General features: G+C 52.6%; 16 protein-coding genes. 11 read left to right on the top strand and 5 right to left on the bottom strand.

Going from position 1 to position 25,190, the window contains the following annotated elements:
* Positions 1-6: 6 nt before the first annotated feature.
* A complete protein-coding gene (gene fes, locus ACVXHP_RS18165; protein ID WP_316128982.1) occupies positions 7-1,224 on the bottom strand; it encodes an enterochelin esterase in 1,218 nt (405 codons plus the stop codon).
* A gap of 253 nt (positions 1,225-1,477) precedes the next feature.
* On the opposite strand from fes, the gene ACVXHP_RS18160 reads away from it, so the two are divergent.
* Complete coding sequence (locus ACVXHP_RS18160; RefSeq protein WP_316128983.1) at positions 1,478-3,772, top strand: TonB-dependent siderophore receptor; 2,295 nt, start codon at positions 1,478-1,480, stop codon at positions 3,770-3,772.
* A 49-nt stretch (positions 3,773-3,821) separates the two neighbouring features.
* Complete coding sequence (gene entD, locus ACVXHP_RS18155; protein ID WP_316128984.1) at positions 3,822-4,499, top strand: enterobactin synthase subunit EntD; 678 nt, start codon at positions 3,822-3,824, stop codon at positions 4,497-4,499.
* 20 nt (positions 4,500-4,519) lie between these two features.
* On the opposite strand, the gene ACVXHP_RS18150 is transcribed toward entD, so the two are convergent.
* Positions 4,520-5,224, bottom strand: coding sequence for a GNAT family N-acetyltransferase (locus tag ACVXHP_RS18150; RefSeq protein ID WP_316128985.1), 705 nt, complete (start codon positions 5,222-5,224; stop codon positions 4,520-4,522).
* A gap of 142 nt (positions 5,225-5,366) precedes the next feature.
* On the opposite strand from ACVXHP_RS18150, the gene ACVXHP_RS18145 reads away from it, so the two are divergent.
* Positions 5,367-6,485, top strand: a complete 1,119-nt coding sequence (locus tag ACVXHP_RS18145) for a YbdK family carboxylate-amine ligase (RefSeq protein WP_447571971.1) — start codon at positions 5,367-5,369, stop codon at positions 6,483-6,485.
* Positions 6,486-6,551: 66 nt separating this feature from the next.
* Positions 6,552-6,800: a DUF1158 domain-containing protein gene (locus tag ACVXHP_RS18140; protein ID WP_042309887.1), complete on the top strand. Its 249-nt coding sequence runs from the start codon at positions 6,552-6,554 to the stop codon at positions 6,798-6,800.
* Between the two features lie 21 nt (positions 6,801-6,821).
* Here the strand turns inward: ACVXHP_RS18140 and ACVXHP_RS18135 are convergent, their stop codons facing one another.
* Positions 6,822-7,163 carry a RamA family antibiotic efflux transcriptional regulator gene (locus ACVXHP_RS18135; RefSeq protein ID WP_003021996.1) on the bottom strand — a complete coding sequence of 114 codons (342 nt, stop codon included), beginning with the start codon at positions 7,161-7,163 and terminating at the stop codon, positions 6,822-6,824.
* Between the two features lie 17 nt (positions 7,164-7,180).
* On the bottom strand, positions 7,181-8,293 hold the full coding sequence (locus ACVXHP_RS18130; RefSeq protein ID WP_447571970.1) for an MBL fold metallo-hydrolase: 1,113 nt from the start codon (positions 8,291-8,293) through the stop codon (positions 7,181-7,183).
* A 190-nt stretch (positions 8,294-8,483) separates the two neighbouring features.
* Between ACVXHP_RS18130 and ACVXHP_RS18125 the strand changes: the two genes are divergently transcribed.
* The 4 genes from ACVXHP_RS18125 to ACVXHP_RS18110 all read left to right on the top strand — a co-directional run bounded on the left by ACVXHP_RS18125 (position 8,484) and on the right by ACVXHP_RS18110 (position 11,514).
* Entirely contained in the window at positions 8,484-9,065 is a 582-nt protein-coding gene (locus tag ACVXHP_RS18125) for a TetR/AcrR family transcriptional regulator (protein WP_069323121.1), read from the top strand.
* Positions 9,065-9,433 carry an MmcQ/YjbR family DNA-binding protein gene (locus tag ACVXHP_RS18120; protein ID WP_447571969.1) on the top strand — a complete coding sequence of 123 codons (369 nt, stop codon included), beginning with the start codon at positions 9,065-9,067 and terminating at the stop codon, positions 9,431-9,433. Before ACVXHP_RS18125 ends, ACVXHP_RS18120 begins: the two co-directional genes overlap by 1 nt.
* A 118-nt stretch (positions 9,434-9,551) precedes the next feature.
* Positions 9,552-10,205, top strand: coding sequence for an oxygen-insensitive NAD(P)H nitroreductase (nfsB, locus tag ACVXHP_RS18115; RefSeq protein ID WP_447571968.1), 654 nt, complete (start codon positions 9,552-9,554; stop codon positions 10,203-10,205).
* Between the two features lie 64 nt (positions 10,206-10,269).
* Positions 10,270-11,514 (top strand): mechanosensitive ion channel family protein, encoded by a 1,245-nt coding sequence (locus ACVXHP_RS18110; RefSeq protein ID WP_200007478.1) that lies wholly within the window; start codon positions 10,270-10,272, stop codon positions 11,512-11,514.
* Positions 11,515-11,568: 54 nt separating this feature from the next.
* On the opposite strand, the gene pheP is transcribed toward ACVXHP_RS18110, so the two are convergent.
* The gene (gene pheP, locus ACVXHP_RS18105; protein ID WP_137360461.1) at positions 11,569-12,963 is read right to left on the bottom strand and encodes a phenylalanine transporter; all 1,395 of its coding nucleotides are present in this window, start codon (positions 12,961-12,963) and stop codon (positions 11,569-11,571) included.
* Positions 12,964-13,256: 293 nt separating this feature from the next.
* Between pheP and ACVXHP_RS18100 the strand changes: the two genes are divergently transcribed.
* From ACVXHP_RS18100 to ACVXHP_RS18090, 3 genes are all read left to right on the top strand, one after another.
* A complete protein-coding gene (locus ACVXHP_RS18100) occupies positions 13,257-14,432 on the top strand; it encodes a DNA repair protein (protein ID WP_447571967.1) in 1,176 nt (391 codons plus the stop codon).
* Between the two features lie 616 nt (positions 14,433-15,048).
* On the top strand, positions 15,049-15,627 hold the full coding sequence (locus ACVXHP_RS18095) for a helix-turn-helix transcriptional regulator (RefSeq protein ID WP_316128989.1): 579 nt from the start codon (positions 15,049-15,051) through the stop codon (positions 15,625-15,627).
* A 194-nt stretch (positions 15,628-15,821) separates the two neighbouring features.
* Positions 15,822-25,160 carry an autotransporter outer membrane beta-barrel domain-containing protein gene (locus ACVXHP_RS18090; protein ID WP_447571966.1) on the top strand — a complete coding sequence of 3,113 codons (9,339 nt, stop codon included), beginning with the start codon at positions 15,822-15,824 and terminating at the stop codon, positions 25,158-25,160.
* The last annotated feature ends 30 nt before the right edge of the window (positions 25,161-25,190 follow it).

Raw genomic sequence — 25,190 nt, 5'->3', positions numbered from 1 at the left:
GTCCGGTTAAATCGTGGTGGTAAGCGGCTGCCAGAGCGTCATTAGCCCTTGCATCAGGCCACCGCGCCAGCAAAGCGCATCGTGTCCGCCATCAACCTGACGCCAGAAAATAGATTGTGGTGCAGAGGGTAACTGAGCATATAACGCCTGATTGGCACGAAAAATAATCGGCTCGCGGATCCCGGCCTCCAGAACAATACGCAGTCCCTGAACGCTAACCTGGCCGCTCTTCAGTTGCTCAACAATCACCCCATCCTGATGACCACCGCGATGCGGCCACCAGTAAGAACCGGACTGGCTCAGCACACAGCCGAAGCGCGCGGGCCAGTTCAGCCCGGCATACAGCGCAGACAACCCGCCAAAACTTTGTCCGGCGACCACCGTACGCTGCGGATCGTCACTGTACGCAGTAGTCTTCTTCACCAGCGGCAATAGCTCCTGCTGTACCGCTAACCAAAAATCGGCGTTACACGGCAGTTCGCGGCTACGATGAGATGTGTCGATAGCGTCAATCAGGAGATATACGGCGGGTGGGAGATCTCCACGATGCGTGAGCGCAGCCAGTGCAGGCCAGACCGGCATACTTTGTGCCCAAAACTGACCATCCAGCAGGATAGCCAGCGGACGCGCTTCTGGTCGGGCGTCGCCGGTGGTAAATACCCATACGCGACGCGTATTCCCAAGCCTGGTGCTGTGCCATTGCAGGCAAACTGCGGGGCAAGCGGGAGCTTCAGGCTGATCCCATCCGGGCTGTACGGGAGCGTCTGGCATTTCCAGCGCTGACACCGCATGGCCACGACCTCCCCGCCAGCTCTGCGGATTGAGAGGATCGGCAATCGCCTGCGGTAACAATTGTCGCCAGCCATCACGCAACATGGTTCGGTCAGGTGCTTCGTCCACCGCCAGCGTGGCAAAAATATCGTCCCGAGCAGTGGGAATGAAACAGTAGCTACCGCGCCAGTGGGCGCTGAGGGAAACACTCCAGCACCAAACATTTGTACCGTTAATACGTTGCATCGACTGAGGGTGGACATTTTGATGATGGTCGGTGACGCCGGTGATATAGACCCACACACGACGAATGGCTGACTCTTTTTCCGTTCCCTGCGGGTCTCGCCACCAGAAGGTTACCCGATAATTTCCGTTCTCTTCACGCTCCCACTCCGGGCCTTTTTTCGACTGCCACCACGCTTCGCTTCCCGTCTTTAACGTCGTCACCGCCATAACCCCATGTTTATCGTGAATTTTTATGATCTATCTTGAAATATATTGATAATATTATTGATAACTATTTGCATTTGCAATAGCGTATTGTCGCGCTGTGGGAAGCGTGCACAGTTTTTCACCACTTATAAACCGACCTGGCGCTGCGTACTTTTTCTGGAACGGAGGGTTTACGCGGATGCGGGCGACATCAGACCAAATGCCGCACCACGGCACATGGGTTCTCGTGGCTAAAAGAACAGCAGGACATACAATGAACAACAAGATTCATTCACTGGCCTTATTGGTCAATTTAGGGATTTACGGGGTAGCACTGCCAGCAATGGCAGAAGATCAAACTGATAACGCCGCTGTCTCTCATGAAGACACCATCGTCGTTACCGCCGCGCAGCAAAACCTGCAGGCGCCGGGTGTTTCAACCATCACCGCGGATGAAATCCGTAAAAATCCTCCCGCCCGCGATGTGGCGGAAATCATCCGTACCATGCCTGGCGTGAACCTGACCGGCAACTCAACCAGCGGTCAGCGTGGTAACAACCGTCAGATTGATATTCGTGGTATGGGTCCAGAAAACACCCTGATTTTGATCGACGGTAAGCCGGTGACCAGCCGTAACTCCGTGCGTCAGGGCTGGCGCGGCGAGCGTGATACCCGCGGCGATACCGCCTGGGTGCCACCGGAGATGATCGAGCGTATTGAAGTGCTGCGTGGTCCTGCCGCAGCGCGTTACGGCAACGGTGCTGCGGGCGGCGTGGTGAATATCATCACCAAAAAAGGCAGCAATGAATGGCACGGTTCCTGGGATACCTATTTCAATGCCCCGGAACACAAAGACGAAGGCTCGACCAAACGTACCAACTTTAGCCTGAACGGCCCAATGGGCGGGGATTTCAGCTTCCGTTTGTACGGTAATCTGGATAAAACGCAGGCCGATGCCTGGGATATCAACCAGGGTCATCAGTCGGCTCGTACAGGGTCATACGCCGATACGATGCCAGCGGGTCGTGAAGGGGTAAAAAACAAAGATATCAACGGCCAGCTGCGTTGGGATTTTGCGCCGATGCAATCGCTGGAGTTTGAAGCAGGCTACAGCCGCCAGGGCAATCTGTATGCTGGCGACACTCAGAACACCAACAACGATAACAAAACCAACGGGTTGGTAAAAAAATACTACGGTAAAGAAACCAACCGTATGTACCGTCAGAACTATGCGCTGACGTGGAACGGCGGTTGGGACAGCGGCATTACCACCAGCAACTGGGCGCAGTACGAACACACCCGCAACTCTCGTTTAGGTGAAGGTCTGGCAGGAGGTCTTGAAGGGTTATTTAACAGTAATCATTTTACCGACACTGACCTGGCGGATGTCACCCTACACAGTGAAATTAGCATTCCATTCGACCTTTTGGTTAATCAGAACCTGACGCTGGGTACCGAGTGGAACCAGCAGCGTATGAAAGACATGAGTTCCAATACCCAGACTTTTATGGGGGGGAACATACCTGGTGCCAGCAGTACAGATCGTAGCCCGTATTCACAAGCTGAAATTTTCTCTCTGTTTGCTGAAAACAACATGGAACTGACCGACAGCACCATGCTAACGCCAGGTCTGCGTTTCGATCACCACAGTATTGTGGGCGATAACTGGAGCCCGTCGCTGAACCTGTCTCAGGGTCTAGGCGACGACTTTACGCTGAAAATGGGCATCGCGCGCGCCTATAAAGCACCTAGCCTGTACCAGACAAACTCGAATTATATTCTGTACAGCAAAGGCCAGGGTTGCTATGCCACCGGTTCTGCCACCGGTATTGGCTGCTATATGATGGGTAACGACGATCTGAAGGCCGAAACCAGCATCAACAAAGAGATTGGTCTGGAGTTCAAACGTGACGGCTGGCTTGCAGGCATAACCTGGTTCCGCAACGATTACCGTAACAAGATCGAAGCGGGAACCGTACCGCTAAGCAGAACGTCAATTACCCAAAAAAACCCAACTACAGGCAAAGAAACAACAACCTACACCGATATCTACCAATGGGAAAACATTCCTAAAGCGGTGGTTGAGGGTCTGGAAGGTACGTTGAACGTGCCGGTTAGCGAAACCGTTACCTGGACCAACAACATCACTTACATGCTGCAAAGTAAGAATAAAGAGACTGGCGAACGCCTGTCGATTATTCCTGAGTACACGCTGAACTCGACTCTGAGCTGGCAGGCACGCGAAGATTTGTCGCTGCAATCAACCTTTACCTGGTACGGTAAACAGCAGCCGAAGAAATACGATTACCAGGGTAAACCGGTTACCGGCAGTTCAGCCCAGGAAGTTAGCCCGTACAGCATCGTTGGTCTGAGCGCGACCTGGGATGTAACGAAAAACGTCAGCCTGACCGGCGGCGTGGATAACGTCTTCGACAAACGTCTGTGGCGTGAAGGTAATGCCCAAACCACCAGTGATATCAAAACTGGCGACTATATGGCGGGCGCAGGCGCATACACCTATAACGAACCGGGCCGGACGTGGTTCATGAGCGTGAACACGCACTTCTGATAACGTTTATCCCTCTCCTCGCTGCGGGGAGAGGGAAATCATCGCTAGCATGCGCACCACGCACACACCGCTCACTTTCGCAGACCACACGCTGCATATTGTCGAGTTTGATCCCCCCAGCTTTCATGAGCAGGACCTGCTCTGGCTCCCCCACCACGCTCAGCTCCTGTCCAGCGGGCGCAAGCGTAAAGCTGAACACTTAGCTGGGCGGATCGCCGCCGTACACGCTCTGCGTGAATTTGGCCTCAAAACCGTACCCGGCATCGGCGGGCAACGCCAACCGTTGTGGCCGCAAAATCTGTTTGGCAGCATCAGCCATAGCGCATCAACTGCGCTGGCGGTGGTGTCGACGCATCCCGTTGGAGTGGACATCGAAACTATTTTTACACTACCAACCGCCATTGAGCTGGCTGATGGCATTATCGATAACCCCGAACGACAGATTATGCTTCACGCCAGCGTGCCCTTTCCGCTCGCCTTAACCCTGGCATTCAGCGCAAAAGAGAGTCTGTATAAAATGTTTTCGCAACACACTACGGCGTTACCGGGGTTCGCCAGCGCTAAAGTTACCGCCCTCACCCCAACCCAGATAACCTTGCAAATCCTGCCCTTATTTGCGCAAAGCCTCGCCGGGCAGGAAGTTAACGTTCGCTGGTTTCAGCGCGATGAAAACGTCATTACCTTTTGCACGAACAGTACACCATGCTCGCGCTCCTTTTCTGTCTGAGTCGTCAACGGAGAAACGAGCTATGCCTGCTGGTACGCCGCCAGCGATCGGCGTTGCCGCCCATGTTCATCAAAGTTGTCGGCAGCCAGCCAACGCTGCAATGCAGCATCGCGCTGCGGCCATTCGCTATCAATCATTGATAACCAGTCGCTGTCGCGGTTGCGGCCCTTACGCACAATCTTCTGGCGAAAACGCCCTTCGAAGATAAACCCAAGGCGCTCCGCCGCCCGTCGGGACGCGGTGTTTAACGAATCGCATTTCCACTCCACACGACGGTACCCTAACGCAAACGCCTGACGCAGCAGCAGCCAGACGCTTTCGGTGCCGAGTACCGTATTTTTCATGCGCGGCGACCAGGTCACATGACCAATTTCAACCGAACCATGCTCCCGCTCGATCGCCATAAAACACACCAGCCCAACGGCACGCCCGGAACGCTGTTCAATTACCGCATAGGGAACCAGGGAGGCGTCGGTGGATTTTGCCGCAATCCAGCAAGCGGTGGCTTCAACGCTCGTTGGGCGAGAGCTTGCAAGCCAGGTCCAGTCGCGATCGTCGGGTGCCTGCGCATAGGCATCAAACAGGTCGGCGGCATGGCTGTCGGCATCCAGAGGAACCAAACGGCAATACTGCCCGACAAGCTCTTCCCGTGGCAGCACGGAGGCACCTTTCCAGTCTGGCACAACATCGCCGACTGTCTGTCCATAAAGATTTATTTCCGGCACGACTCAACCCCTGTTGCGAAGCAAAAAATAGTTATAGCACCTGCTATTTCGCCTTCAAAGCGTCATGCGATGATTTCTTACGCCGAACAGAAAATCAGCCGCCCTTCTATACTGATTAAAAATCAACGCGGAAGAGAACCCTATGTCACTACCCGATTTTCATGTTTCCGACCCTTTTACGTTAGGCATTGAACTGGAAATGCAGGTGGTTAATCCGCCTGGCTACGACCTCAGCCAGGATTCTTCCCGGCTGATTGACGCCATTAAGCCGCAGCTTACCGCCGGGGAAGTGAAGCACGATATCACCGAAAGTATGCTGGAGATGGCAACCGGGGTTTGTCGCAATATCGACCAGGCTGATGCTGAATTATCAGCCATGCAGCAGATAATCATGCGGGTTGCGGCAGAGCATCACCTCGCCATCTGCGGCGGTGGTACACACCCCTTTCAAAAATGGCAACGTCAGGAAGTCTGCGATGACGAACGCTATCGACGCAACCTGGAAAATTTTGGTTATCTTATTCAGCAGGCGACCGTTTTCGGTCAGCACGTCCATGTTGGCTGCGCCAACGGTGATGATGCTATTTACCTCCTGCACGGGCTGTCGCGATTCGTTCCTCATTTTATTGCGCTTTCTGCCGCCTCGCCTTATATGCAGACATCCGACACGCAATTTGCCTGCGCGCGCCTGAATATATTCTCCGGATTTCCCGATAACGGTCCGATGCCATGGGTGAATAACTGGCAGGAATTTACGGGACTATTTCGTCGACTGGCTTACACCAGCATGATTGATAGCATTAAAGATTTGCACTGGGATATCCGCCCCAGCCCGCACTTCGGTACGGTTGAGGTTCGGGTAATGGACACTCCGCTGACCCTTAAACACGCGGTCAATATGGCGGGACTGATTCAGTCCACTGCTCACTGGATACTCACCAAACGTCCTTTCAAACACCAGGAGCGTGATTATTTACTGTATAAATTCAACCGTTTTCAGGCCTGTCGCTTTGGTATGGCGGGGATTGTCACCGACGTGAATACGGGCGATGGGCATCGCCTGTCGGATGACACGCTACGGCTGCTGGAGAATGTCGCCGCCTCTGCGGATAAAGTGGGTGCGACCAGCGCGATTGAAGCCTTACGCCGACAGGTTAAACATGGTCATGATGAAGCACAGAATATGCGTGATTTCGTGGCGGAAGGCGGATCGTTGAGTGGTCTGGTGAAAAAACACTGTGAGATTTGGGCAGGGCTTTAAGCGTGGGGTTTGCGTTGCCCGCAGAGATCCCGGACAATGGTATTTTAACTCAAGTTTAACAATACCATGAAACACCCGCTTGAATCGTTGATGACCGCCGCTGGGATCCTGCTGCTGGCTTTTCTGTCCTGCCTGCTCTTGCCAGCCCCTTCACTTGGCCTGGTGCTGGCGCAAAAACTGGTCGCCACCTTTCATCTGATGGATCTCAACCAGTTTTACACTTTGCTGTTTTGCCTGTGGTTTTTACTACTGGGGATGATTGAGTATTTTGTGCTGCGCTACATTTGGCGGCGCTGGTTCTCACTGGCGGATTAAGCCCGCGAGAACCCGGTGCCGTTAATGCGTTCGGCTATGATTTTCTTTGCGATAAGCGCCTGGCGGTTGACTAAACGTACGGGTGAAAATACGCGTAAAGGTCTGCTGCGAATCAAATCCGTACTTCAAACAGATGTCGTACACTTTCTGATCGGTATCGCGCAGATCGCGCGCCGCCAGCAGCAGTTTACGCTCGCGGATGTAACGCCCCAGGCTCTCGCCTTTGTACTGCATAAAAAGACGCTGTAGGTGCCATTTAGAATAACCCGCATGGCGTGCAATATCATCAATGCGCAATGGTTGATTCAAATTATCATCAATCCATTCAACAATCGTATCAATTACCTGAGCAGAAATCGTCATCATGCTCTCCCCTGTGTTCATTGATTTGCCTGCTGCCACCAGGCCGTAAACGTTTGGTCCGGTTCGGACAGTATTACCGGTTCACCCAGCATCGGCGTCAGCAGTCGGTAATCTTGTTGGCGGCTGGCAAGCGCCAGTCGTTTGTACGGATCATCCCAGGTATGTTTCGCCAGAACAAAACGACCGGCGTGCCCGGGCAAAACGGCTTTCGCATGCAGATCCGCCGCAGCCTGAGCCGTCTCTTCCGGCATCATGTGAATAAACTTCCAGTCCTGGTCATACTGACCGTTCTCCATAATCGCCAAATCAACCGAGCCAAACTGCTCACCAATGGCTTTAAAATGCGGGCCATAGCCGGAATCGCCGCTGTAATAAACATTCTGCTCCGGCGTTTCAAACATGAAGCTGGCCCACAGCGTCTGATTACGCTTAATGCCTCGTCCCGAAAAATGGCGGGCTGGCAGAACGTGAACAATCAGTGAATCCGTCACTCTGACGGACTGATTCCAGTCACGTTCGTCGATTATCTCGCTGCGCATTCCCCAATAACGTAGATGCGACCCCACTCCCAGCGGCGTAATCACCCGCTTAATCTTCGGCATTAACGCCTTGATGGTGGCGAGATCCAGATGGTCATAGTGATCGTGCGAGATGATGAGCAGATCGATCTCCGGCATCGTCTGCGCGGTCCACGGATAATCCCCGGTAAAAGCTTTATTCAGAAATGAAAACGGCGCAGCATAGTTGCTAAACACCGGATCAATCAGGATACGTTGACCCGCCAGTTGCAAATACCATGAGGAGTGACCCAGCCAGACCAGAGTATCCTGCTGCGGCGGTAATCCGGCGAGATCGCTCGCCACCAACGGTAACGGCTGCGCTGGCCGCGCATTTTCACGCTTAGCGACCAAAAACTCCCACCAGGCCGCCAGCATACCTTTGTTGCCGGTATAGCCCGGTGTCGGCAGCTGGTTATGAAACTGTCCATCACGATAGTGTGGCGACTGTTCAACCTGACTCAGTTGTGCCCCCTGCGGCGCCTGGCCAAATCCGGCATTGAGTACAAACGGTAAACCTGCAGCTGCGGCAATAAGCATAATAACAACCACACAAACTGTGAGACGCTTCATATCCTGACCTTAAACGCGCCCCCTTTCCGCTGGTTTGCGCGACTGACTCTTGATTATGAGTGAGTAAGCACTCATTATAGAAATCGAAAGTTCGCCGTCAAGATGATTTTCAATCTTTGACATTCGCCGTTGCGGTGCTGCAAAGGCCGTGATTCAATCATGTTTTTTACAGACTTAAGGGTAAAGTGTAGTGGCTCGTCCGAAGAGTGAAGACAAAAAACTGGCATTACTGGAAGCTGCAACCACAGCATTTGCACAATCAGGTATTGCGGCCTCAACCGCAGTAATAGCGCGCAATGCAGGGGTTGCGGAGGGAACGTTGTTTCGCTATTTCGCGACCAAAGATGATTTGATCAACGAGCTTTACCTCTTTTTAAAACACGATCTCTGCCAGTCGATGATGGCAAATCTGGATCGCTCAGTGACCGATGCCAAAACCATGACTCACTACATCTGGAACAGCTACATTAGCTGGGGTCTGAATCATACCTGCGGGCATCGTACCATTCGCCAGTTGGCCGTCAGCGAAAAAATCAGTAAAGAAACCGAGCAACAGGCTGACGATATGTTCCCGGAACTGCGCGATCTTTGTCATCGCTCCGTGCGACCTGAATTTATGTCAGACGAGTATCGCGCCTTCGGCGACGGGCTTTTTTTAACGCTTGCAGAAACAACCATGGAATTCGCTGCCCGCAATCCTGCCCGCGCAACTGAATACATTTCGCTGGGGTTTGAAGCCATGTGGCGCGCCCTGACTCGCGAGGAAAAATAATGGACGGAAAAACACTGCATGCCTGCGCGAAGCGCCTTGCGCTTGATCTGCCTTTTACCGAGCACTGCTGGCCTTTTGGCCCGGAATACGACGTGTTCAAGGTCGGCGGCAAGATTTTCATGCTGGTGTTTGAACATCACGGACGCCAGCTGATTAACCTGAAATCCGATCCGCAAAAATCACTGTTAAATCAGCAGATCTACCCCAGCATTAAACCCGGTTATCACATGAATAAAAAGCACTGGATCTCAGTCTATCCAGGCGATGACATTACCGAGTCATTACTGACGGACCTGGTGAGCGATTCATGGCACCGGGTGGTGGATGGTCTGCCTAAGCGGGATCAGAAACGCCTGCGGCCTGGCTGATTTATCGTTAGCGTCGATAAGTGTTTTTGCATTTTCCTGTCTTATCTTTTTTCTGCTAACCCTGTACCCTGCTGGAACAAAACGCACCCGCAGGGTAGGAAAATCACCAGGAGTAGTTATGGATATTGTTTCTGTCGCCTTAAAACGTTACTCCACTAAGGCATTCGATCCGAATAAAAAATTGACCACTGAGCAGGCCGAAAAATTAAAAACGCTGCTGCAGTTTAGTCCGTCCAGCACCAACTCTCAGCCGTGGCACTTTATCGTTGCCAGCACTGACGAAGGTAAAGCGCGCGTGGCGAAATCCGCAGCCGGTGGCTTTGTATTCAACGAGCGTAAAATGCTGGATGCCTCCCACGTTGTGGTGTTCTGCGCCAAAACGGCGATGGACGATGCGTGGCTGGAGCGTGTTGTCGATCAAGAAGAGCGCGATGGGCGTTTCGCTACCCCGGAAGCCAAAGCCGCTAACCACAAAGGCCGTACTTTCTTTGCCGACCTGCACCGCAAAGATCTCAACGATGACAACCACTGGATGGCGAAACAGGTGTACCTGAACGTCGGTAACTTCCTGCTGGGTGTTGCGGCGATGGGCCTGGACGCGGTGCCAATCGAAGGCTTTGATGCCGCCGTTCTCGACGCAGAGTTTGGCCTGAAAGAAAAAGGTTTCACCAGCGTGGTCGTGGTCCCGGTAGGTCATCACAGCGTGGAAGATTTCAACGCCGCGCTGCCGAAATCTCGTCTGCCGTTGGAAACGACGCTGACGGAAGTCTAGCCCTCGCATTTGCATAAGCTCCCAACAGCGGTCATCATAGGCCGCTGTTTATTAAGGAGACATTATGCAGGAATTGATATCTCAGGTAGAAGAACTCGGCATTGAAATAAATCACACCACCTCGCTGGTGATGATTTTTGGCATTATTTTTATCACCGCCATTATTGTTCACGTTATTTTGCACTGGGTGGTATTACGCGCATTTGAAAAGCGCGCGAACGCCAGCTCCCGTCTGTGGCTACAAATCATCACGCAGAACAAGTTATTTCACCGGCTGGCATTCACCCTGCAGGGTATCATTGTCAATATTCAGGCCGCGTTGTGGTTACAAAAAGGCAGCGAAGCCGCAGAGATATTAGTGACCTGTGCACAGCTGTGGATCATGATATACGCCCTGCTGTCCCTGTTCTCCCTGCTGGACGTTATTCTCAATCTGTCGCAAAAACTCCCTGCTGCATCTCAGCTACCGTTGAAAGGTATATTCCAGGGAATCAAACTGATTGGCGCAATTATCGTTGGGATTTTGATGATTTCCCTGCTGATTGGTCAGTCTCCGGCAATACTAATAAGCGGTCTGGGCGCCATGGCCGCCGTCTTAATGCTGGTATTTAAAGATCCTATCCTCGGTCTGGTGGCCGGGATCCAGCTTTCAGCGAACGATATGCTCAAACTGGGCGACTGGCTGGAAATGCCGAAATACGGCGCAGACGGCGCGGTTATCGATATTGGTTTAACCACCGTAAAAGTGCGCAACTGGGATAACACCATCACCACTATCCCCACCTGGTCACTGGTATCGGACTCTTTTAAAAACTGGAGTGGGATGTCAGCTTCCGGTGGTCGACGCATTAAACGCAGCATCAGCATTGATGCCACCAGCATTCATTTTCTTGACGAAGATGAACGCCAGCGACTGCATAAAGCACACCTGTTAAAGCCGTATTTAACCACGCGTCATCAGGAAATTGACGAGTGGAATCAGCTATTGGATGCGCCTGAATCCGTATTGAATCACCGCCGGATGACCAATATAGGCACTTTCCGTGCCTATCTGAACGAATATTTACGTCACCATCCGCGGATTCGCAAAGATATGACGTTAATGGTACGCCAGCTTGCGCCGGACGATCACGGTTTGCCGATCGAGATTTATGCGTTTACCAATACGGTAGTCTGGCTGGAATATGAAAGTATTCAGGCTGATATCTTCGACCATATATTTGCCGTGATCGAAGAGTTTGGCTTACGCATTCATCAGTCGCCTACCGGAAATGATATTCGCGCATTGTCAGGGGCGTTTCAGCGTTAATCGGCAATGAGAAGCAGTGACCGATCTCATCGCCAGGATGAGATCGGTTAGATATTAGCGGGATTTGCGGCGCAGCAGTTTGAAGGCAACAAACAGGAACAGGATCCATACCGGCAGCAGAATAGCTGACAGACGCATATCATCCATTGTGCACATCAGCACCAGAATCATGCCGAGGAAGGCAATGCACAGGTAGTTTCCGGCCGGATACAGCAGTGCTTTGAACTGCGTATCACGTCCTTTGCGGCGCATCGCCGCGCGGAATCGCAAATGCGCCAGACAAATCATAATCCAGTTTAATAACAGCGTCGCGACAACCAGCGCCATCAACAGACTGAACGCTTTTTGCGGCAGCACATAGTTGATCAACACCACCAGTGACGTAATCGCGCCGGACAGAATCAATGAGTTCACCGGTACGCCACGACGACTAACGCGGGTTAAAAACTTCGGCGCATTCCCCTGGACCGAGAGGCCAAACAGCATGCGGCTGTTCGAGTAAACCCCGCTGTTATAGACCGACAGAGAAGCCACCAGAATGACAAAGTTTAGTGCAGAAGCCACCACGTTACTGTCAAGATTATGGAAAATCATCACGAACGGGCTGCTATTCGATTTCACTTCCACCCACGGGTACAAGGCCAGCAGCACCACCAGAGAACCGATGTAAAACAGCAGAATACGGTATACCACCTGGTTTACCGCTTTCGGAATGCTTTTCTGCGGATCCTGCGCTTCCGCGGCGGTGATCCCTATCAATTCCAGTCCGCCAAATGAGAACATAATGACGGCCAGCGACAGGATCAATCCGTTCCAGCCAGTGGCAAAGAAGCCGTTGTAACGCCAGAGGTTATCGATGCTCGCATGTTCCCCGCCGTTACCGGAAAACAGCATCCAGATACCAAAGCCAATCATGCCGATAATGGCCAGCACTTTAATCAGTGCAAACCAGAATTCCGTTTCGCCATACAGACGTACGTTCACCAGATTGACGGCGTTGATGATCACAAAGAAAGCGGCAGCCCAAATCCAGGTCGGGACATCGGGTAGCCAGTATTGCATGTAGATTCCGGCCGCTGTCAGCTCCGCCATGCCAACCAGCACAAACATCACCCAGTAGTTCCAGCCGGACAAAAAGCCAGCAAATGGTCCCCAGTATTTATAGGCAAAATGGGCAAACGATCCGGAAACGGGCTCTTCCACCACCATTTCGCCCAGTTGACGCATAATCAAAAAAGCGATGATTCCGGCTACGCCGTAACCCAGTAACACCGCAGGCCCCGCCATCTGAATGGCCGGTCCAATGCCCAAAAACAGGCCGGTTCCAATTGCGCCTCCCAGCGCAATTAACTGAATATGGCGGTTTTGCAACCCCCGGTGAAGCGTCGGCTCATTCGTCGACGCGGCATCAGACACGCTGGTGTCAGATGCAGTTGACGCGTTTTTCACGCCCTTCCCCTGTGTCGTTTTTATTGAAGGGGCTTCTTTTAACATTTCAATCTGGTTGCCGCAAGGCGCAATCGTTTAACATCATGGTCATCAGCGATACCTGAGCCGTTGTTCTTTTTCATGGCTGGGCGCCTTACCAGAGTTCACGCTTTTCATAATTACAGTGAATTATTCTGGACGAAAAGGCATTGCAGGCCACAGAATGCGCTTTACTGTTTTTCTAACATTTTCAAACGGGTGAGCCTGTTGTATTTCAGCCATTCGTTTTTGAGCCAGGCCAGGCAACGACTGTCATGAATAAGATCATCAAACGACTGGAAATCGTCAAAAGCGCTATTGAACTGGAAGATGAGGAGATTATTTTCCAGCAGGTGGCGCATCTGAAAAATGAGCCTTTGTCAGTCGTGCCAGACACCATCGTGCAGGCGATTGAAGCCCGCCGCTTTAACGATGCCCTGCGTGAAATCACGGCCTGGCTGCAATCCCAGCGGGCGGTCTCTACGTGGCAGGATCCTGCCATTGCGGCGAGTAAACTCGAACTGAAAGCCCTCGAAACACAACTTCGCGACCTGATTGATAAGCGCAACACGCGTATTCAAATCCTCGATGATTTCAACGATCTATACCATCTTCGTCTTGGGCCGTTGATGAGCCGCATCCTTGAGCTGCGTAAGCAACTGGCCGCCAGCGCCCAACGTAAACAGGAAGCGGAGCGAAAACGCCGGGAAAAAGATTATCAATCCTGTCAGCACTATATTTCCCAGGCCGTTGAGCAGTTAGCCAAACTCAATCAGCACTGGATGAACCAGAACTCAGATTCGCGCGAATCTGTCGAAACCCGGCAACGCATTCAGCAACAAACGGAGCTGATCACCGCCTTGCTGGCGGAGATTCGTGAGCTGGAAAACGACTTTTCCCGGCAGGACGACAGCGCGACTCGCCAGGCACAAGAAGAGGCCAGTCATGAATATGATGAATATCAGGAGCAGCAGCAGGACGCACAGCATCGTTTTACTCGCGACCAACGACTTTCTTCTGATGAGCGTAGCGAGCTAAAACGCCTGTGGCGGCAGGCCAGTCGTCTTTGCCACCCGGACGTGGTGGCGGATGATCTGAAAGAGAAAGCGCACCAGATGATGGTGCAGCTCAATCAGGCCCGCCAAAATGCCGACCTTGCTGCCGTACGGGCGTTACTGACCCAGTTACAAAGTGGTCTCGAACCAATGATGGCGAGCGACCGATTGAACGATCTGCAGCATTTACGCAGCAAAATACAGCAGCTCAGAGAACAAATTAACGCCCTGCTTAAAGAGATTACCGAACTAGAGGCTGAAAACGCCTGGCGCCTTGCTTCCTCCGTGACGGATAAAGAGGCCTACTTCTCTGATCAGCAACGGGCGCTGACGGAAATCCGCAACACGTTGGAACAACAGGTGCAACAGGTCGAACAGGAGCTGTTAGCGGGCTGAGCGCTAACAGCGAAGCAATCAGACAAAACAACAACTGCAAGGCACAATTTCAAATAAGGCACAAAAAGCTCAATAAAGAATAAAATACTAAAAATTAATACTTACATGGATTAATAATCTAAAATTAAAACACTTTAGGATGATTAATGTAAATTTGACGATATCTTCACCTTCCCCGGCTCATCTCCCTCCTTCATCCTGGTATTAATTAAGAATTATCCTACCCATTAACCATCCCACCATAAAAAACAGGCATCCACTTGAAATATAATCATTTTTAAATAAAACACCGTCACTAAGCCCAGGAATAACCTGCCTTTATGGAAAAGCTTGGCTCATTATTATGGTGATCCATAAGCGAAATCTATCAATCATCTTCTCAGGGGTGATATAAACGATTTATCTTAAATTTTAACAAAGTGTAATATCTACTTTTAGAATAGTTAATGATTCTACTAAATACAGAAAACATCTGTTGAATCTGGAACAAAATAAGGATGTGTTCAAACAAAAGAATATCATCCGAGATTTAATTAACATTCCATGCGTCGTAAGAAACTCTTTTTTAGTCTAAAAAAGAGGCGACTGCTTGCATTAAAATTTCAAGGAGATCGTTATGTCTAAGGCTATTTTTTTGGGTGATTCAATTTATCCCTGGCTAGGCATGCGAGAAATTCTACGTGGTTCATCATTATATATTGATATTGCGTACTACTCCTCTCAGACGCTCTCTGCTGTCAAAATCCAGCCTGATGACCTGGATTACATTGTTATTAATCCTGACAAATCAGATTTTTTAAAATATGCCAGGATTATCCGCAGCATGGCGATACGTCCTGCCACCAATATTATTGTTTTGGCAGATGAAGCCACCTTTTCTCTTTTTCAAACTGTTTGCGGGAAGACCATGCAATTACTCGATCAAGATGCCAGTCTCGATCGGCTACTGCATGCCGTCACACGTATCACACAGAATAAAAAACAAAACAATATCAAAGCACTGCATACCAAAATCACCGCAAACGAATTCAATGTCATGATGATGCTTGCCCGGGGTTGGTCACTGGCACAAATCGCCGGGGCATCACAAAAAAGTGAAAAAACTATCGGGGCGTACAAAAGCAACATTGCCAGAAAGCTCGGTAAAAATAACACCCGGCTCAAGTACACCATTTCCCATTATAGCCAGCCGTAACTGACTTATTTAAGGACAATTATCACGGTTATTATTTAAAGCTTTCCTTTCGGCTCATTTTTAATTCCGCATCGCTCGGAAGGGAACCCTATTTCCCAAAATCACTATACCGGGTAGCGCATCCGCGGGCCAACCATAGCCAACAACTCAACGTATTAACACATCCATAACAGGAATGTAGACAAGGGTTATATATGAACAAAGTTTACAGCATTATTTGGAACGCGGCGCTCGGTATCTGGGTGGTCGTTTCTGAATTAACTAAAGGTAAGAAAAAAAGCAGCTCGCGTAAAACTGTCGCCGTACTGGCGGCTGGCGCATTAAGCGCAGCTTCAATGCAGGCTTCGGCGACTCCGATTATTGATATCGGTGAGCATAATATTTTTACTGATTACCAGAGAGGTATTTCCGCTGGCGTTTATGAGGGAATTCATGACTATGGCTTCTTATATGAAGATAATACCACTGGTCAGGCGCTCAATATCAGCGGTGCGATCCCAACGATTGCCCCAGGCCAAAGCGGCGTTGTTGGGTCCACCACCATCAGAGAGCTGCTGCAAACCGGAAAAATCACCCTTAAGGCTACCAGCCCTGACCAGAGCGTAAAAACAATCTCCACGGAGGAAGAGCTGGCAGAATACCTGACTCATACCCAATCAGCGAAACCTTCGCAAAGCACGGACTTTGATATTTTTGATCCGGCGCTTCCTGGAGAACCAGAAACCATTAAAGTTTTTGATACCAGTGCGTTAGCCGGGTTTATTACTGAGTCACAAATCGGCGATGCTGTTTTAAATACTTATGATCCGCAACAAACGCAAATCTATAAGCAATTTGGTATCGCGTTGGCGACCAATGGCGCCACGGCCAACCTGAATATTGGCAACGATACGCTTCATGTGCGTGACAAAGCCAATACCATCGAGTTACTGGCTAAAGATTCCTCGCTGCTGGAAGCGCAAGGCACCAACAGCCAGGTGAACTGGCAATCCGATAACTACATCAAATTTAACGCCGCCCCCGTTATTCCGACCAGAACATTTAACGGCTCCAGGACAACGTCCGTGTTTGGCGGCGATGTATCGCTGATGACCTATGGCTATAACGACGCCGGCGAGGTTATCGAAACAGGTGAAAAAACGTTCTCAATTACCACTGCTGCGGAACTGGCCGAGTTCAATAGTTGGCTGCTAGGCGAAAGTGATGATGCCGCGCAAAAACCGGATGGACAAAAAGTCAGCCAGATCCAGTTGTGGCTGGATGTTGAAGACAGTCAAATCACCACCGTATCCGCCGCGCAAGCGAAGTATGCCGAGCTGATTGATAACTTACTGACTTCAGGTAAACAATCTGATGTTATCAGCTGGGATTACGACGTCTGGACCGATGGCGAGTCGCACAGCAATAACACAACCGCCGACCGCGGTGAGCTGCACGCTATCTACGCCAACGGCGCGGGTACCGCCGGTACGTTGAACAAAGACGCGATGATCGCCGTAGACGGCAGTATTAATGGCGTCATGAAAGCCATTGACGGTGGGGTTATCACTAACCTGGGCGAACTGAACGCCTTGCGTACCTCTACCGGGCAAAGCCTGGCAATTGGCATGCTGGCGAAAGATGCAACGGCAACCAACCACGGAACCATCAACTCCGGGCTGTTTATTGATAAAGACGGTAACCAAAACGTCAACAGCTACGGTGCATTTGGTATGCAGGGGCAAGGTGCCAGCGTCATTACCAACGAAGGCACCATTAACCAGGCGATTACAACCGATAACTTCGGTACCGCTTCTGCTGCCGATCCCTGGAGTAAAGACGATCCCGAGACTTCGTTGACGCTGGCCATTGGTATGCAATTGTCCAACGACGCGCAGGGCACGAATAACGGCGATATCAATATCGTCGACGGACGCAAAAACGGTAAGTCCTTTGGTAACGGCACCGCCTTTGGCGTGGAAGTCGCCGACAACGCCACATTTACCAACGCCAAGGACGCCTCTATTTACCTTGGCCGCGATGCGAATAATTCCTCCCAGGATGCCGTACTGCCAGGCGGTGCCAGCCCAAGCGCCGGTATCATGACCAAAAGCGCCAAAGAGGTGATTAATAACGGTCTCATCACCCTTGGCGTCGGCATACGTAACGCCGCCGGGATCTTGATCGGCAATGCAACAGGTGATGTGCTGAATACCGGCACTATCGCAATCAATGGCGATGGCCGTGGAGGAACCAGCAAGAACTACGGCATCACTGTGCGTGACAGTGGCGCAGAGAATGGTCAGATCATTAGAAACGACGGTAAGATTAACGTTAATGGCAACAATAACGTTGGGATCCACGTCAGCGCCAATAAGAAAAATGCCGAAGTCACCACCAGCGCTTCTGGTTCTATCGTAGTAGACGGTGACGGCGGCGTCGGTAACCGAAACTATGCAATTTGGGCGGAAGGTGGTGCCAACGGTCAGGCAACGGTCAACGTCTATTCTGATATCACCCTGAATCAGGCAGGAAACATCGGCGTGCACGTGCGTGATAACGCCATCGCTAACGTCGATAGTCTGAGTAGCCCGGCATTCAACAATACCGATCAGATTGGTTATTACCTGTACGGTAAAGGCGCGACCGCGAATATTGGACAGGCGGTGATGAATGACAACGGTCAGGATCGCACCACTATTTTCCGTATCGCCAATGGCGCATTGTTGGCCGGTAATACGACTAACCCGAAAGATCAGTCCACTTCTGACCTGAACCTGACGCTCAACGGCACCAATTCTGTTGGCGTTCTCGCCACCGGCGCAGGCAGCAGCGTAGATACCGGGGAAGCGACATTTACCGTTAAGGGCACCAATTCCGCAGCACTGCTCATCGAAGGCGGTGCCAACGGTACCATCAGCGATAAAACCACCATCAATTTAACCGGTGAAAGCACCATTGCCGGAGTGGTGGATGGCCAGGCGCATCAGTTGAATGGCAACACGCAGGGGAATGCCACAAACACGACCCTCACCTCGAACGCGAAGATCACCTCTGAAGCCAGCGGCAACAAGGTTATCGCCTATGTGGCGAGAAATCTGGGCAATCTGCTCCTCGATACCAAATCGATTATCGACCTGGCCAGCGTCGACAGCATCGGCGTTGATGTGCAACAAGGCGGGAGCTTAACCAATAACTCCTCCAGCGCCCTCCATGTCAGTAACGGCATCGGCGTACGCGCCTCAGGCTCTAACGCGCAGATTAATAAGCTAGGCAAAATTCAGGTTGATGATGGTACTGCTGGCGTTCTGCTGACCCAGGGGGCCAGCCTGCTGATTAACGGTAAAACTGGCGACAGCATTACCACTAATGGATCCGCTGACGGTATTCGTCTGGCCGAGGGCGCAGGCGCACTGGCCGCGCAAAGCGTGATGATCCGCGCCGAGGGTACAGGTGCCGGTATTCAAAACGATGCCAACAACACCAATATCACGCTGCGTGATGTCACCATTGATTCTAATGATGGTCCAGGGATCCGCACCAGCGTCGCGCTGACCATGAACGATGGTCTGAACAACACCCTCAACGTCAACGGTAAAGGTACCGGTTTCGCCTTTGAAGAACGCAATGGCGACGCGGTGACGGGCGATCTGAAAATCGGCAAAGGCTATACCGTTGAGGTGCGAAACAGCGAAGGTAGCGGTATCCGCGCCAACACGGATGGTCGCGTCACCACCAGTGCCGACATCAATGTACGTGACAGCGCGGGCGGTTCTGCGATCATCGCGAAAAACGTCAACGCATTGACCAACAGCGGGAAGATTATTTCTGCCAGCACGACGTCACCGGTGATTGAGGCCAGCGGCGACAGCAATAAAAAAATCACCAATACCGGCACCCTTCAGGCCATTAACGACACGGCCGTAGCAATTCAGTCTGGTAAAGGCAACGACACCATAGATATCAGCGGCGGTGTCACCAGCGGCGTAATCAATACCGGCGAAGGCAGGGACACCTTCAACTGGCGTAGCGGTTCCTATGCCGGTGAAGTGAATTTCTCCGGCACTGGCGGCAACAATAAAGCCAACATCGGCAATGTAATACTGGATAAAACACGTCACATTACTACCGCCGCGGGTACGGGCAATGCCCTCACCTTCACCAATACGAAAGATGCGAAGATCGGAACGCTTGCCAGCGACAACCTGAATACCGGCACCAACATTGGCTCCGGCTGGGATTCACTGACCATCAGCGGATCAAACGCGGATGTCCGCGTCGTTGAAAACCTGAGTCTGGCGAGTAAGACCATTGCCGTAAATAATGGCGCAACGCTGCGCACTGGCGATCACGTTGAGCCGACCAGTACTGCCGCCAGCATTGGCGATTACGATGTGACGACCCAGGGCGCAGGCAGTCGGGTTATCTTCGATACCCAGGGGGATGCGTCAGCGGCGCAAATCTATCGCGGTATCATCAGCGGCGACGGGAAATTTGAACGTGCGGCGGGCGGCACCACGGTGTTTACCGCCAACAACACCTACACCGGCTCTACCACCATTGATCAAACCGGTACGCTGCAGTTGGGTGACGGCGGAAATGCAGGCGAAGTCAGCGCCGTGTCTGACATCATCGACAACGGCGTGCTGGCGATCAACCGCGCCAACAACGTGCTGCTCAACGGGGTGATCTCGGGCATCGGCGCGCTGCAACAAATCGGCAGCGGTATTACCCGTCTGAACGGCAATAACACCTATACCGGCGACACCACCGTCACCAACGGTACGCTGCTGGTGAATGGCGATCAAAGCGCGGCGCACGGCGCAACTACCGTCAGCGGCACATCCACACTTGGCGGGAATGGCATTATCGGCGGCAATGTGGTGATGAACGATGCCACCACCCTCAGCGCGGGTGATGGCGGTGCGGGTACGTTATCCATTAACGGTAATCTGCAGCTTGGCAGCAAAACGACCTCCGCTTTCGAACTGGGCAACGCTTATACGCCAGGCGGTGCGCTGAACGATCTGGTGAACGTCGCAGGCGATTTGCAGCTTGACGGAACTCTGGATGTTACCACCTCACAGGGTGGGAACTTCGGACCGGGCGTATATCGTATCTATAACTACGGCGGCACGCTGAATAACCAGACTCTGGAACTGGGCGCAATACCGGACAGCCAGGATAAGAGTAATATTTTTGTCCAGACCTCAATCGACAAACAGGTCAACCTGGTGAATGCCAACGGCGTTACCCTGCAGTTCTGGGACGGCGCAACCGTCAATCAGAGCCATGGCGCGTCGGGCATTGAAGGCAACAGCAAAATTGACGGCGGCGATGGCAAATGGATGGCGATCGGCAGCCAGGGCGATAACAACTGGACCACGGCAACCGGTGAAGGTAACGCCCCCTGGGCGCAGAAATCCTTTGCCGTCTTCACCACTAAAGGCGGAACCGTGACCGTGGATAACGCCGCGGGCGAAGTTAATTTCTCCGGGGCACAGTTTGACGCCGATGGCTATGTCGTTAAAGGTGATGCGCTTAACGCGTATGCCACCACAGAAAACGCGACCCATGCAGGCCAGACGCCAGGTACCGGTGAGCTACTGCTGCGCGTTGGTGCCGGTGGCGCGGGCCAAAACTATACCGCGACCATTGAGTCCGTGATCCGCGAAGCCAGCACGACTGACAAGCTGACGCTGGTGAAAAACGACCTTGGCCGTCTGATCCTCAGCGGCGACAACGAGTATCGCGGCGGTACGCGCATTGATGGCGGTACGTTGCAGATTTCATCCGACAGCAACCTCGGCCAGAGCGGAACCGATCTGGTGATTAACAACGGCTCCACCCTGCAGATGGGCGCAGACCTGACCAGCAATCGCACTATTGAGCTGGGAGCGAGTGATAACGCGGCGGTGTTTGACCTCAATTCGCACCACTTCACGCCAGCCGGTGAGATTACCGGCGACGGTAAACTGAAAGTCACCAGCAGCTCAAGCGACGCGGGCAGCACCTTGTCGCTCGATCGCGCCAACAGCTACAAAGGCGATACCGAAATTGCCGGTACGGGCAATGCCAACAATGTCACGGTGAACGTCAGCAAAACCGGAGCCTTTGGTAGCAATGAAAGCAGCACCGTGAACGTCAATAAGGAGGCGACGCTCAATGTCAGCGGGGCTGATACCAGTCTGAAATCCCTGACCATGAACATCACCGACAGCCTGTTAACGCTGGCGGATAACGTCACCGCCGCGAGCGCCAAACTGAACCTGACGGGCACAGCGAAGGCGCTGTTAACCGACAACGCCACCGCAGGCAACGCGACGGTCAACGTGGCAAAAGACAGTACGCTGGCTCTGGAAGAGAATGCCAGCGGCGGCAATGCCAGCGTGAATAACAGCGGACTGATGACCTTTGCCGACCGGGCGATGGCTGAAAATACCATCGTTAAGAACCTGGCGGGCGGTAAGGTCGATATCAGCGCGGTCGACAGCGCAACGTCTATCGGCTCATTGTCCGGCGCGGGGAATGTCGAACTGGGCAATAAGGCATTGTCGCTGGGTAATCTGCATCTTGATGACACCATCAGCGGCATTATCAGCGGTAACGACGGCAGCCTGGTGAAAATCGGTGACGGCACCTTAACGCTGACTGGCGATAACACTTACACCGGCACCACGGACGTCAATGAAGGCGTGCTGCTGGTCAACGGTAATCAATCTGCCGCGACCGGTCAGGTAACGGTTAAATCCGGCGCGACGCTCGGCGGTAACGGTATTATCGGCGGCGCGGTTGACGTGCTGGACGCCGGTCATATTACTGCTGGTGCCGCCATCAACAGCGTGGGTAAACTGACCACCGGTTCACTGACGCTGAGTGATAACGCCCAACTTGATTATCAGTTTGGTCAGGCTTATACCCCAGGCGGTGCCTTCAACGACCTGATTGATGTGAATGGCGACCTGACGCTCGACGGTAAGCTCAATATCGAGACCTCTCCGGGCGGCAGCTTTGACGTTGGAGTTTACCGCGTCATCAACTACACCGGCACCTTGACCAACAATGTGATGGACATTGCCAACGCGCCGGAAGCCGCAGACAGCCTGTACGTGCAAACGTCAGTTAACAACCAGGTTAACCTGGTCAACCATGCCGGGCTGACGCTGCGCTTCTGGGACGGCACCGGCGGTGAGAATGGCGAGCTGAAAAACAACGGCGTCATCAACGGCGGCGACGGTATCTGGCAATCCAGCCAGGGTAACGACAACTGGACCACGGATGAATCAACGCCAGAAGGCGCGCTGAACGCACCGTTTACCGATGCCGCCTTCGCCGTCTTCCAAGGGGAAGCTGGCAACGTAACCGTCGATAACAGCAAAGGCGACGTTATCATCAGCGGCGCACAGTTCGCCACCGATGGCTATCGCGTGGGTGGTGAGGCCATTACCACCGACACGGCGAACACGCTGATTCGCGTCGGCGATGGCACGGTAGACGGCGCGAACTACACCGCAACTATCGACAGCGTGATCCGCGGTACCGGCGGCCTGAATAAAGGCGATCTCGGGACGCTGATTCTTACTGGCGACAACACCTACAGCGGTGGAACCACTATCACCTCAGGTACGTTACAGGTGGCAGGTGATACCAACCTCGGCGCGTCAGAGACAGGTATTACCTTCAACGGCGGTACGCTGAAGTATGGCGAAGCATTTGATACCGCCCGTCAGGTGACGCTGGAATCCGGTGGCGGGACATTCGATACCAACGGACATAACGTTTCCCTGCTGACAGAAGTCGAAGGTAATGGTCATCTGACCAAAACCGGTAAAGGTTCCCTCACTCTGACGCTGGATAACACCTACACCGGTGGCACCACCATCGAACAAGGCGTTTTACAGTTGGGTAATGGCGGTAATATCGGCAGCATTCAGGGGGATATCGTTGATAACGGCGTACTCAATGTTGATCGTGCCGATACCCTGGCGCTGACCGGTAATATTAGCGGTAAAGGTCAGTTGCACCAGACCGGCAGCGGTATTACGGAACTGCAAGGTGAAAACAGCTACAGCGGCGCAACGTTGATTGCCAACGGCGTCCTGCAAGCGGGTAACACCAACACCCTGAGTAGTGCGTCACACCACTACGTTGTCGCTGATACCATGTTGAACACGCAAGGATACAACCAGACAGTCGCGGGCCTGAGCAACGGCGGTGATGTCTCGCTCATCGGCCAGCAGACTGGCACAACGTTAACCGTCAAAGGGGATTACGTCGGCGAAAAAGGGACCATCAACATGGCGGCCATCCAGAATGGTAGCGGTGCAGGCATTGCCGACCGTCTGATTATCGATGGCGGTAAAGCCAGCGGCAGTACGCTGCTGGACGTTGATGGTTCTGGCCTCGGCGCGCCGACCGTCGGTGATGGTATCGAAGTCGTTACGGCGCTCAATGGCGCAACCACCACCGCGCAAACGTCGCGTGACGCCTTCCATCTTGCCGCCGATCGTATGGCCGCGGGCGCGTTTGAGTACCAACTGCATGCGGGCAATGCTCAGGGTCAAGGGGAAAACTGGTATCTGAGAAGCGAATATCGTCCGGAAACCATGTTGTATTCTGGCCTTGCCAGCGTTGTGCGTCAGGGTGACATTAGCCTGCTGGGTAACATGCACCAACGTATGGGCGACGAGGTTAAACCAGGTATTGATGAAGATAATCGCGCCTGGGCGAGAATGCTTGGCTACTCCGGTAAAACCAAACTGGACGATGCGGCCGGGACGCAAACCAGCACCCATACCATGGGTATCCAGGTCGGCGTCGATATGTATGCTAACGAAAACTGGAAAGCCGGGATGTATACCAGCATCCTTGACATCGACAGCAATGTGAAAGGCACGAAGACGGGTAGCGATGGCAAAGGCGGAAACATCGACGACAATGCGTTTTACGTCGGCGGTTACGCCACCTGGTTCTCAGGCGACGGGATGTATGTTGATAACGTCCTGCAGTACGGTAACCATAAATCTCGCCTGGCGGCGACCGGTAACAATGGTTCTTATACCGTCAAAGGCAACACGCTGACGGCGTCAACCGAAGTGGGTAAAGCGTTCCGTCTGGGTTCAAGCGCCTGGAGTCTGGAACCTCAGGCTCAGTTGATCTACCAATACAGCGATTTTGATAATGGTCGGCTTGATGGTGTGACCCAAACGAAAGTGAAAATGGATACCGCGGATTCCTTTACCGCCCGTCTGGGCGTACGTCTGGTTGCTGACTATGACACTAACCATGGTAAATTCCAGCCGTACGGCAGGGTAAACGTCTGGCAGGGTCTGGGGTCAAAAGACAAAACGCACTTTAGCAATGCGGTCGCCACCACCACGCTGGAATCCTCACAGCAGTATTCCAGCACCGAAGTTGCGGCCGGTCTGTCCTGGTCAATCGACAGAAACGTACAGGTCTACGGTGAACTGGGTACGCAATTCAGCAACGGAGGCAGTAAGTCGCAAGTTGAAGCACCGATCAATGCTTCCATTGGCTTTAAGAAATCGTTTTAATCCGACATAAACTCGCCAGCCCTCTGTTAT

The organism is Citrobacter freundii complex sp. 2025EL-00176, assembly GCF_053309355.1.
This window is presented reverse-complemented; position numbering and strand designations above follow the sequence as displayed.

Excerpts from the sequence above, each read along its gene's own strand:
- ACVXHP_RS18145 (WP_447571971.1), top strand. The coding sequence starts at position 5,367 with ATGTCACTACCCGATTTTCATGTTTCCGACCCTTTTACGTTAGGCATT.
- ACVXHP_RS18160 (WP_316128983.1), top strand. The coding sequence starts at position 1,478 with ATGAACAACAAGATTCATTCACTGGCCTTATTGGTCAATTTAGGGATT.
- nfsB (WP_447571968.1), top strand. The coding sequence starts at position 9,552 with ATGGATATTGTTTCTGTCGCCTTAAAACGTTACTCCACTAAGGCATTC.
- ACVXHP_RS18095 (WP_316128989.1), top strand. The coding sequence starts at position 15,049 with ATGTCTAAGGCTATTTTTTTGGGTGATTCAATTTATCCCTGGCTAGGC.
- ACVXHP_RS18120 (WP_447571969.1), top strand. The coding sequence starts at position 9,065 with ATGGACGGAAAAACACTGCATGCCTGCGCGAAGCGCCTTGCGCTTGAT.
- ACVXHP_RS18140 (WP_042309887.1), top strand. The coding sequence starts at position 6,552 with ATGAAACACCCGCTTGAATCGTTGATGACCGCCGCTGGGATCCTGCTG.
- ACVXHP_RS18110 (WP_200007478.1), top strand. The coding sequence starts at position 10,270 with ATGCAGGAATTGATATCTCAGGTAGAAGAACTCGGCATTGAAATAAAT.
- ACVXHP_RS18130 (WP_447571970.1), bottom strand. The coding sequence starts at position 8,293 with ATGAAGCGTCTCACAGTTTGTGTGGTTGTTATTATGCTTATTGCCGCA.
- ACVXHP_RS18100 (WP_447571967.1), top strand. The coding sequence starts at position 13,257 with ATGAATAAGATCATCAAACGACTGGAAATCGTCAAAAGCGCTATTGAA.
- ACVXHP_RS18090 (WP_447571966.1), top strand. The coding sequence starts at position 15,822 with ATGAACAAAGTTTACAGCATTATTTGGAACGCGGCGCTCGGTATCTGG.
- entD (WP_316128984.1), top strand. The coding sequence starts at position 3,822 with ATGCGCACCACGCACACACCGCTCACTTTCGCAGACCACACGCTGCAT.
- ACVXHP_RS18135 (WP_003021996.1), bottom strand. The coding sequence starts at position 7,163 with ATGACGATTTCTGCTCAGGTAATTGATACGATTGTTGAATGGATTGAT.
- fes (WP_316128982.1), bottom strand. The coding sequence starts at position 1,224 with ATGGCGGTGACGACGTTAAAGACGGGAAGCGAAGCGTGGTGGCAGTCG.